The organism is Amycolatopsis rhizosphaerae, from assembly GCF_007713715.1.
In the GTDB taxonomy this organism is placed as follows: Bacteria; Actinomycetota; Actinomycetes; order Mycobacteriales; family Pseudonocardiaceae; genus Amycolatopsis_E; species Amycolatopsis_E rhizosphaerae.
On the sequence record NZ_VJWX01000278.1, the window covers coordinates 1 to 9,302 of the forward strand.

A 9,302-nucleotide genomic window follows, 5' to 3' on the forward strand; every position below is an offset into this window, starting at 1 on the left:
GTGGATGGACCGGTGCTGCTCGTGGACGATCTGGTGGACACCGGCTGGACGATGACGATGGCCACCCGGCTGCTGCGCCGGGCGGGCGCCCCGGCCGTGCTCCCGTTCGCGCTCGCGGCCACCACCTGACCGGCGACTGATCCGCGGTTGATCAACGGTTGATCGACACCGTCTTCCAAAAGCCCTCGCCGTATGGCACGCTGCGCAGGCAGGCGAGGACGTGGAGGTGACCATGGTCGAGCCGAAACTGGACGCCACGGCGGTGGTACGGCACCGGCTGCCGGTGCGGAAACTGTTCGCGGCGAGCGTGGGCAACGCGCTCGAATGGTTCGACTGGACGGTGTACGCCACCTTCAGCATCTACTTCGCCACCGCGTTCTTCCCTTCGGGCAACGACACGCTGGCCCAGATCAACACCTTCGCCACCTACGCGCTGGCGTTCTTCTTCCGGCCGCTGGGCGGCGTGCTGCTGGGCAGGCTGGCCGACGTGAAGGGCCGCAAGCCCGCGATGATCCTCACCATCACGCTGATGGCGGGCGGCTCCGTGGCCATCGGCATCCTGCCCACCTTCCACCAGGTCGGCTGGCTGGCGCCGATCCTGCTGCTGCTGGCCCGCGTCGCACAGGGGCTGTCGCTCGGCGGTGAGGTGTCCAACGCCTCGGCCTACCTCGGTGAGATCGCGCCGCCGTCCTGGCGTGGCCGCTATTCGTCCTTCTTCTACATCTCCACCGGTTCGGCGGTGCTCCTCGCCTCGGTCCTCGGTTTCGTGCTGGCACGGACGATGAGCAAGGCGGACCTGAACTCCTACGGCTGGCGCATCCCGTTCCTGCTGGGCGGACTGCTGGGCGCGATCGGGCTGTGGTTGCGGCGCAGCCTGGCCGAAACCGAGCAGTTCCAACGGAACCGGCACCGCGCCACCAAGGTGAAGCACCCGCTGCTGGCGACCCTGCGCCACCATCCGAAGGCGGTCGGGCGGCTGGTGGGGCTGACCATGCTCTCCACCCTGTGCTACTACACGTTCTTCAGCGCCCTCACGCCCTTCGCGGTGAAAACCCGGCACGCGAACGACGTCGACGTGTTCCTGGCCCTGTCGATCGGCACCGCACTGTTCGTCGCCCTGCAGTACCCGTTCGGCCTGCTTTCCGACCGGGTGGGCCGCAAACCGCAGTTGCTGGCCTGGTCCGGGGCGATGGCGGTCCTGACCGTGCCACTGTCCACTTTGGTCGCACCGGGGCTGGGCAAGCTGCTGGTGGTGTTCTGCGTGGGACTCGGCCTCTACCCGGCGATGTCCTCGCTGGCCCCGGCGGTCATGAGCGAGCTGTTCCCGACCGCGCTGCGCGGCCTGGGCATCGGCGCCTGGTACAACCTCACCGTCGCCGTGTTCGGCGGCACCGCTCCCCTGGTGATCAGTGCGCTGTCGGCGGCGGGCAACCCGACGCTGTTCTTCTGGTACGTGGCGGTGGCCGCCGCCATCGCCTTCCTGGTGATCCTCACCCTGCCCGAAACGCGCGGCAGCGAGCTGCGCTAGAGAGACGCTCTCTAAACGACCTTCGTGCGAGCGGGGCGGCGCAGCGGGACGAGATCGTCGGCGTGCACGACTTCCCGCCGCTGCTCGGTGGGCAGCTCGTGGGTGGACCGGCCGATCAGCGCGGGCAGCTCTCCGGCGTCGAAGGCCACCACGCCCCGGGCCACCACGCGCTGCGCCGGATCGACCAGCTCGACCACGTCCCCGGACTGGAAGTCGCCGTCCACGCCGGTGATCCCGGCGGCGAGCAGGGAGCGCCTGCGCCGCACCACGGCGGCGACCGCACCGTCGTCGAGCTGGAGCCTGCCGGTGGTGCCCGCCGCGTATCCGAGCCAGAACCGGCGAGCGGACAACCGCGAGTCCGCGGCGGAGAAGGCGGTGCCCGCCTCGGCGGTGCTCAGTGCCCTGTCCGCCTCGCTCGCCGCCGCCAGCAGCACGGGGATCCCGGCCGCGGCGGCGGTGCGGGCCGCGGCCAGTTTGGACACCATGCCGCCGGTCCCGAGCCCGGAGCTGGACATGCCCACCTCGATGCCCTCGACATCCGCGTCGCCGGTCACCTCGGTGATCTTGCGGGTCGCCCCGTCGCGCGGGTCCCCGTCGTACAGGCCGTCCACATCGGACAGCAGGATCAGCGCGTCGGCCCCGATGAGGTGCGCCACCAGCGCGGCCAGCCGGTCGTTGTCGCCGAAGCGGATCTCCTCGGTGGCCACGGTGTCGTTCTCGTTGACCACCGGCACCGCGCCGAGGGCCAGCAGCCGGGAAAAGGTCCGCTGCGCGTTGCGGTAGTGCGCACGGCGCATCACGTCGAACGAGGTCAGCAGCACCTGCCCCACGGTGAGCGAATACCGGCCGAAGGACTCCGCGTAGGCGTGCGCGAGCGTCAGCTGCCCCACACTCGCCGCCGCCTGCTGGGTGGCCAGGTCACGCGGCCGCTTGCCCAGGGCGAGCGGGGCGAGGCCGGCGCCGATCGCCCCCGAGGAGACCAGCACGAGCTGGCTGCCCCGGTCGATCCGCGCCGCGATGGCGTCCACGAGCGCGTTCAGCCGGACAATGTCGAGACCGTCCCCGGCGGTGGTCAGCGCGGAGGAACCGACCTTGACGACCAGGCGCTCCGCCTCCGCCACGGCCTTGCGGGTGTCACTCACTCGTCTTCGCCCTCGACCTCGTCCTCGGGCACCCCGTCACGCCGGATGCGCCGGGCCTCCTTGCGCTCGGCCGCGCTGACCCGGCCGGTGGCCTCCAGCCGCACGTCCGTGCCGCGGCCCGCGAAGTACGTGGCCACCCCCGGTGTGGACGGCTGCCAGTCGAAGGTGACGGCGCCGATGGTGACCGGGCAGCCCGGCTCGGCCCCGAGCTTGGCGAGCGCCTCTTCGACACCCAGGCGGTTGAGCCGGTCGGCGAGGTACCCCACGGCCTCGTCGTTGCCGAAATCGGTCTGCCGGATCCACCGCTCGGGACGGCCGCCGTGCACGATGAAGCCGCCCGGCTCCTCCGGGTCCGGCTCGATGGTGAACCCGGCCTCGTCCACGGCCTGGGGCCGCAGCACGATCCGCTCGGCCGTGGGCGCGGGCTGCTCGGCACGGTACTTCTCCACGATCGTGCCGAGCGCGTAGGACAGCTCCCGCAGGCCCTTGCGGGTCGCGGTGGACACCTCGAACACCGGCAGCCCGCGCGCCTCGAGATCGGGGCGCACCAGCTCCGCCAGTTCCGCGGCCTCCGGCACGTCGACCTTGTTCAGCACGACCACCCGGGGCCGCTCGGCGAGATCGCCGCCCAGCCCGGGCGTGTAGCGTGCCAGTTCCTCTTCGAGCGCGTCCACATCGGACAGCGGGTCGCGGCCGGGTTCGTAGGTGGCGCAGTCGACCACGTGCACCAGCACCGCGCAGCGCTCGATGTGGCGCAGGAAGTCCAGGCCGAGACCGCGGCCCTCGCTGGCGCCGGGGATGAGGCCCGGCACGTCGGCCATGGTGAACACGGTGTCGCCCGCGGTGACCACGCCGAGGTTGGGCACCAGGGTGGTGAACGGGTAGTCGGCGATCTTCGGCCGCGCCGCGGACAGCACCGAGATCAGCGACGACTTCCCCGCCGAGGGGAAACCGACCAGCCCCACGTCGGCGACCGAACGCAGTTCCAGCACCAGCGAACGCGACTGCCCCGGCTCCCCGAGCAGTGCGAACCCCGGCGCCTTGCGGGCCTTCGACGCCAGCGCGGCGTTGCCGAGCCCGCCCCGGCCGCCCTGCGCGGCGACGAACGTCGTGCCCGGGCCGATCAGGTCCGCGAGCACCTCGCCGTCCTCGCCGAGCACGACGGTGCCGTCGGGCACCTTCAGTTCCAGCGTCTGGCCCGCGGCACCGGCCCGGTGGCTGCCCTGTCCCTGCTTGCCGTTGCCGGCGCTGGCGTGGGGGCGGAAATGGAAGTCCAGCAGGGTGTGCACGTTCGGGTCGACGACGAGCAGCACGTCGCCGCCGTTCCCGCCGTTCCCGCCGTCGGGACCGCCCAGCGGTTTGAACTTCTCCCGGTGCACCGAGGCACACCCGTTCCCGCCGTCGCCGGCGGCCACCTGGATCACCGCACGGTCAACGAACCGGGACGCCATGTCATGCCTTTCCGTGGTTGTGAAGCCTGTCCAAAAAAACGAGGGGCGAACCCAGATTTGTTCCGGGCCCGCCCCTCGGGGGAGGTGCTGTACGTCTCGCCGGGCCTCAGGCCTCGAGCGGGACGATGTTGACCGTCTTGCGGCCGCGCTTCGCGCCGAACTCGACCGAACCGGCGGCCAGCGCGAACAGCGTGTCGTCATTGCCACGACCGACGTTCACGCCGGGGTGGAACTTGGTGCCGCGCTGGCGGATCAGGATCTCGCCCGCCTTGACGACCTGACCACCGAACCGCTTGACACCGAGGTACTGCGGGTTGGAGTCACGACCGTTGCGGGAGCTGGAAGCACCCTTCTTGTGTGCCATGGCTGCTCAGCTCCTTACTTGCTGATTCCGGTGACCTCGACACGGGTCAGCTTCTGCCGATGCCCCTGCCGCTTGTGGTAGCCGGTCTTGTTCTTGAACTTGTGGATGCGGATCTTGGGACCCTTGGTCTGCTCGACGACCTTGCCGGTGACCGAGACCTTCGCCAACGCGTCGGCGTCCGTGGTGACCTCTCCACCGTCGACGTACAGCACGGCGGGGAAGGTGTGCTCGGTGCCCGGCTCGCCCTCGAGCTTCTCGACCTCGACGACGTCGCCGACGGCCACCTTGTACTGCTTGCCGCCGGTCTTGACGATCGCGTACGCCGACACGGAAGTCTCCTGCTTACTCGACAATGGGTGAGGGCTTGCGATCCGGCCCGCTCTTCGGCGGCCCGGTGATCGCGCCATGGCCCGCGCGCTCACGGGCCGTCCTCTAGATTACTGCCACCCCGGGCGCTGGTCGCACCGGGGTGGCAGTAACCCGATCAGATGCGGTCAGCTCTGTTCGGACGCGTGGACCGGCGGCCCGGCCGGGCGGGAGGCCGCCCGGCGCGCCCGGCGCCGCGTGGACCGCACGGCCGGAGCGGGCACAGTGACCTCGTGCTCGGCCTCGGACTCGGGCTCGGTACGGGACACCGCCTTTTCCGGCTCGGCCGGTGCCACCGGCTCCGCGGCAGGTTCGACGGCCGGGACGGGGGCTTCCGTGGCCTGCTCCCGAGGCTGTGCCTCAGCCGCAGGAGGAGCCTGAATCGCGGTCTCGGCAGCGGGTTCGGCCTCGACCTGGACCTGGCCCGCGGTCTCGCCCACCGGCTCCGCCACGGCCTGCCCGGGTTCCTGGATCTGCCCGTTGAGGGCCGCCTCCTGCTCGGCCGCTTCCTCCTCGGGCTTGCCCGAAGAGGCCAGCTTCGTCGCGTTCGCGATCGCCTGCACGGCCGACACCACCGACTCCCGCTGCTCCGGGGTCGTCTTGGCGGACTCGGGCTGCGCCTGGGGTTCCTCGGCCTTGCCCCGGCCGCGAGAGCGGCGCGAACCGTGCTGGTGCCCGCCACCGGAACCGTTGGCGTGTCCGTGGCCGTTGCCGCCGCCCGCGGCCCGCTGAGGCTCGGTCGACACGACCACGCCGCGGCCCTTGCAGTGCTCGCAGGTCGCGGAGAAGGCCTCCAGCAGGCCCGTACCGACCTTCTTGCGGGTCATCTGCACCAGGCCCAGCGAGGTGACCTCGGCGACCTGGTGGCGGGTGCGGTCGCGGCCGAGGCATTCGGTGAGCCGCCGCAGCACCAGCTCGCGGTTGGACTCCAGCACCATGTCGATGAAGTCGATCACGATGATGCCGCCGATGTCGCGCAGCCGCAGCTGGCGCACGATCTCCTCGGCCGACTCCAGGTTGTTGCGGGTCACCGTCTCCTCGAGGTTGCCGCCGGAGCCGGTGAACTTGCCGGTGTTGACGTCGATCACCGTCATCGCCTCAGTGCGGTCGATGACCAGGTAACCGCCCGAGGGCAGCCACACCTTGCGGTCGAGCGCCTTGGTGATCTGCTCGTCGATGCGGTAGTCGGTGAACACGTCCCCGGTGCCCACATAGCGCTTGAGCCTGTCGACGAGGTCGGGGGCGACGTGCCGCACATAGGCGTGGATGGTCTCCCAGGCCTGGCCGCCCTGGACCTCGAGCTTGGCGAAGTCCTCGGTGAACAGGTCGCGGACCACCTTGACCAGCAGGTCCGGCTCCTCGTACAGCATGGTCGGCGCCGCCGACTTCCTGCCGTGCCCGGTGGCCGAGTCCGCCTTCTCCTTGATGACCTCCCACTGCGCCTTCAGGCGGCGGACGTCACGCTCCAGTTCCTCCTCGCTGATGCCTTCGGAGGCGGTCCGGATGATCACCCCGGCGTCCTCGGGGACGATGCGCTTGAGGATGTCCTTGAGCCGCCGCCGCTCGTTCTCCGGCAGCTTGCGGGAGATACCGGTGGCCCCGCCCGCGGGCACGTACACCAGGAACCGGCCGGGCAGCGAGATCTGGGTGGTCAGCCGGGCGCCCTTGTGGCCGACCGGGTCCTTGGTGACCTGCACCAGCACGTTGTCCCCGGTCGACAGCGCCTGCTCGATCTTGCGGGACTTGCCCTCCAGGCCCGCGGCGTCCCAGTCGACCTCGCCGGCGTAGAGCACGGCGTTGCGGCCGCGGCCGATGTCGACGAAGGCGGCCTCCATCGAGGGCAGCACGTTCTGCACGCGGCCGAGATAGACGTTGCCGACGATCGAGCCGGTGCCCGAAGAGGTGACGAAGTGCTCGACGAGGACGCCGTCCTCGAGCACGCCGATCTGGGTTTGCTCGCCCCGTTCGGAGACCACCATGGTGCGCTCGACGGATTCCCGGCGGGCGAGGAACTCGGCCTCGGACAGGATCGGCGCGCGCCGGCGACCCGCCTCGCGACCGTCCTGGCGGCGCTTCCGCTTGGCCTCCAGCCGCGTCGAGCCGCGGACGCTGCGCACGCCGTCGCCCTTGGCGGCGGTCTTCTCCGCCTCGGTCCGGCCTTCGCGGACGTGGACGACGGTCTGGACGGCCTCGTCGGACGCGACGGCCTCGGCGCCTTCGTCCTCCCCGCCCTTGCGGCGGCGGCGACGGCGACGCCGACGGCTGGTGCCCTCGGCCTCCTCGGCTTCCTCGGCCTCTTCGTGCTCGGGCTCTTCCTTGGCCTCTTCCCCGGCCTCTTCGGCCCGGACTTCCTCGGCCTGCTCAGCCTGCTCAGCGGTCTCGGCCTCGGCGGTGACTTCGTCGCCGCCCTTGCCGCGGCCGCGGCCACGGCGGCCCCGGCGACGGCGGCGGCGGCCACCCGCCTCTTCGCCTTCCTCGGCCTCTTCGGCGTGTTCCTCCGGCGCGGCCGCTTCCGCTTCCGCTTCGGCCGGCTTCGACGGCTCGGGCCGGGTCACCGCGGGCGGCTCGGGCGGCAGGAACACCGGCGAAGGGGCCGCGAACACCGGCACGTGCGCCAGCGAGCGCACCGGTCCGGGCTCGGGTGCGGGTTCCGGTGCGGGCTCGGGCTCCGGTGCGGGTGCGGGTGCGGCCGCGACCGGTTCCGGCTTGGTCTCGGGTTCCGGCTGCGGCGCGGGCGCCGGTTCCGGTTCTGCGGCGGCCGTTTCCGGGGCGGCTTCCGCCACGGGTTCCGCGGCCGCGGGCTCTTCCGCCGGGCCGGTCAGCGCCTCGGCCACCCGGAAGGCCACTTCACGGGGCACGCTCGACTGCGCGCTTCGGGCCGTCTCGCCCAGTTCGGTCAGCTTCGCCAGCACATCCCGGCTGTTCGAGCCCAGCAGTTTGGCCAGTGCGTGCACCCGGACCCGCGGCGGCAGTTCGCCGAGCGGGTTCCCGGCCACGGCGGCAGCCGGTTCGTTCGTGGGTGCGACGGCGTTCCCGCCGGTGGTGTCGGCGGGTGTGTCCGCGTTCGTCATCTGTCTCCTCCGCCCCCGGGCGCGTCTGCCAGCCGATGCTGGAAGGACGCGGCCGCGCAGGGGCCCTTTCCTGTCCTGTACCGCCGGGGTGGTCACCACCGGCGGGAATCCTGTGCCTTCTCGCCCGGACGGCGCCGGGAAAACCGGCACGCGCCTGGAGGCAGGTCCGCTCGGTCACATACCGGCTGGGCCGGCGGCTTCGCACTCCGCCTGCCACGTCGTCGAGCCGCCCCGCACGGGCGGCGACGACCTGGCGCTCCTCCGGCATGTCACCGGGTCACCGGTACCGGCGCGCACCATGGTGTGGGCGTTCCGGCTCGGCAGCCACCTCGAGTATCCCACACGCGGCCCGGGGGCCCGCGTGCTCACCTTCCGGACGGCGGGTCGGCCACGGCCGGGCGAACTTGACCGCTCCGGTTGTCGCTGCGTGGCCGGCTGCCCTAACGTCCGGCTGATACCGCAGGTCCCCAGGAGGTTTCCCGAGTGACGACGTTCCGGCGGTCGCTCGCAGCGCTGGCCGCGGCCCTGCTCGCCGCCGCGGCCGGGGGTCCGCCCGCCTCGGCCGACGAGGCCGCCGGCTGCTTCCCGGCCGGCCATTCCCTGCGCTATCTGGTCCTTTTCGACCCCGCGACGCCGCCGGAGCAGGCCGACGCACAGGTGCGGGCCTCGTGCGGGAGGTCCACCGGCTACTACCCCCAGATCAGCGTGGGGGTGGCCGTTTCGGCCGATCCCGCCTTTCCCGCGCGGATCGGCCCCGCGCGTGCCTTCAGCGCGCAGGCGTACCGGACCACGCCCTCCGGCCAGGCGGAACCGGCCTTCGACCGGATCCCCCTTGCGGGTGAGCCCGACCGGACGGGCGAGCAGTGGGACATGGCCGAGATCAACGCCCCGCAGGCGAGATCGGTCACTGCGGGTGATCCGGACGTGGTGGTCGGGGTGCTGGACTCGGGCATCGACGCGGACCATCCGGAGCTGGCGCACGCGGTCGCGCGCGAGGAGTCGGCGGGCTGCCTGACCGGGATGCCGGATCCCGGGGAACCGGCCTGGCGGCCGACGGCCTCCCCGCACGGCACCCACGTGGCGGGCATCATCGCGGCGGCCGACGACGGCCGCGGGGTGACGGGGGTGGCACCCGGGGTGCGGGTCGCCTCGGTGAAGGTCATCGACGACCGCGGGTACGTCACGCCGGAGGCGGCGGTGTGCGGGCTGATGTGGGCCGCCGCACACCACATGAAGGTCGTCAACAGCAGCTTCTCCGTCAACCCGTGGGGCCTGGCCTGCGCCCGTCGCGAGGACTACGCCGTGGTGCACGAGGCCCTCGCGCGGGCGGTCGAGTACGCGACCCTCTCGGGCACCCTCACCGTGGCGGCCGCCACGAAC

General features: G+C 71.9%; 8 protein-coding genes. 3 read left to right on the forward strand and 5 right to left on the reverse strand.

What is annotated here, in order from left to right:
* Nucleotides 1-129, forward strand: a 129-nt coding sequence (locus FNH05_RS23940; RefSeq protein ID WP_144590964.1) for a phosphoribosyltransferase, incomplete at its 5' end; no start/stop codon positions are given.
* Between the two features lie 103 nt (nucleotides 130-232).
* The gene (locus tag FNH05_RS23945; protein WP_144590965.1) at nucleotides 233-1,528 is read left to right on the forward strand and encodes an MFS transporter; all 1,296 of its coding nucleotides are present in this window, start codon (nucleotides 233-235) and stop codon (nucleotides 1,526-1,528) included.
* An 11-nt stretch (nucleotides 1,529-1,539) separates the two neighbouring features.
* On the opposite strand, the gene proB is transcribed toward FNH05_RS23945, so the two are convergent.
* The 5 genes from proB to FNH05_RS23970 form a co-directional block, all read right to left on the reverse strand.
* A complete protein-coding gene (gene proB / locus FNH05_RS23950) occupies nucleotides 1,540-2,670 on the reverse strand; it encodes a glutamate 5-kinase (protein WP_144590966.1) in 1,131 nt (376 codons plus the stop codon).
* The gene (obgE, locus tag FNH05_RS23955) at nucleotides 2,667-4,121 is read right to left on the reverse strand and encodes a GTPase ObgE (protein ID WP_144590967.1); all 1,455 of its coding nucleotides are present in this window, start codon (nucleotides 4,119-4,121) and stop codon (nucleotides 2,667-2,669) included. Before obgE ends, proB begins: the two co-directional genes overlap by 4 nt.
* A gap of 106 nt (nucleotides 4,122-4,227) precedes the next feature.
* The gene (rpmA, locus tag FNH05_RS23960) at nucleotides 4,228-4,485 is read right to left on the reverse strand and encodes a 50S ribosomal protein L27 (protein WP_144590968.1); all 258 of its coding nucleotides are present in this window, start codon (nucleotides 4,483-4,485) and stop codon (nucleotides 4,228-4,230) included.
* Between the two features lie 14 nt (nucleotides 4,486-4,499).
* Nucleotides 4,500-4,814 (reverse strand): 50S ribosomal protein L21, encoded by a 315-nt coding sequence (gene rplU, locus FNH05_RS23965; RefSeq protein ID WP_091512575.1) that lies wholly within the window; start codon nucleotides 4,812-4,814, stop codon nucleotides 4,500-4,502.
* Between the two features lie 165 nt (nucleotides 4,815-4,979).
* Nucleotides 4,980-7,922: an Rne/Rng family ribonuclease gene (locus FNH05_RS23970; protein WP_144590969.1), complete on the reverse strand. Its 2,943-nt coding sequence runs from the start codon at nucleotides 7,920-7,922 to the stop codon at nucleotides 4,980-4,982.
* 483 nt (nucleotides 7,923-8,405) lie between these two features.
* Between FNH05_RS23970 and FNH05_RS23975 the strand changes: the two genes are divergently transcribed.
* Nucleotides 8,406-9,302, forward strand: an 897-nt coding sequence (locus tag FNH05_RS23975; protein ID WP_144590970.1) for a S8 family peptidase, incomplete at its 3' end; no start/stop codon positions are given.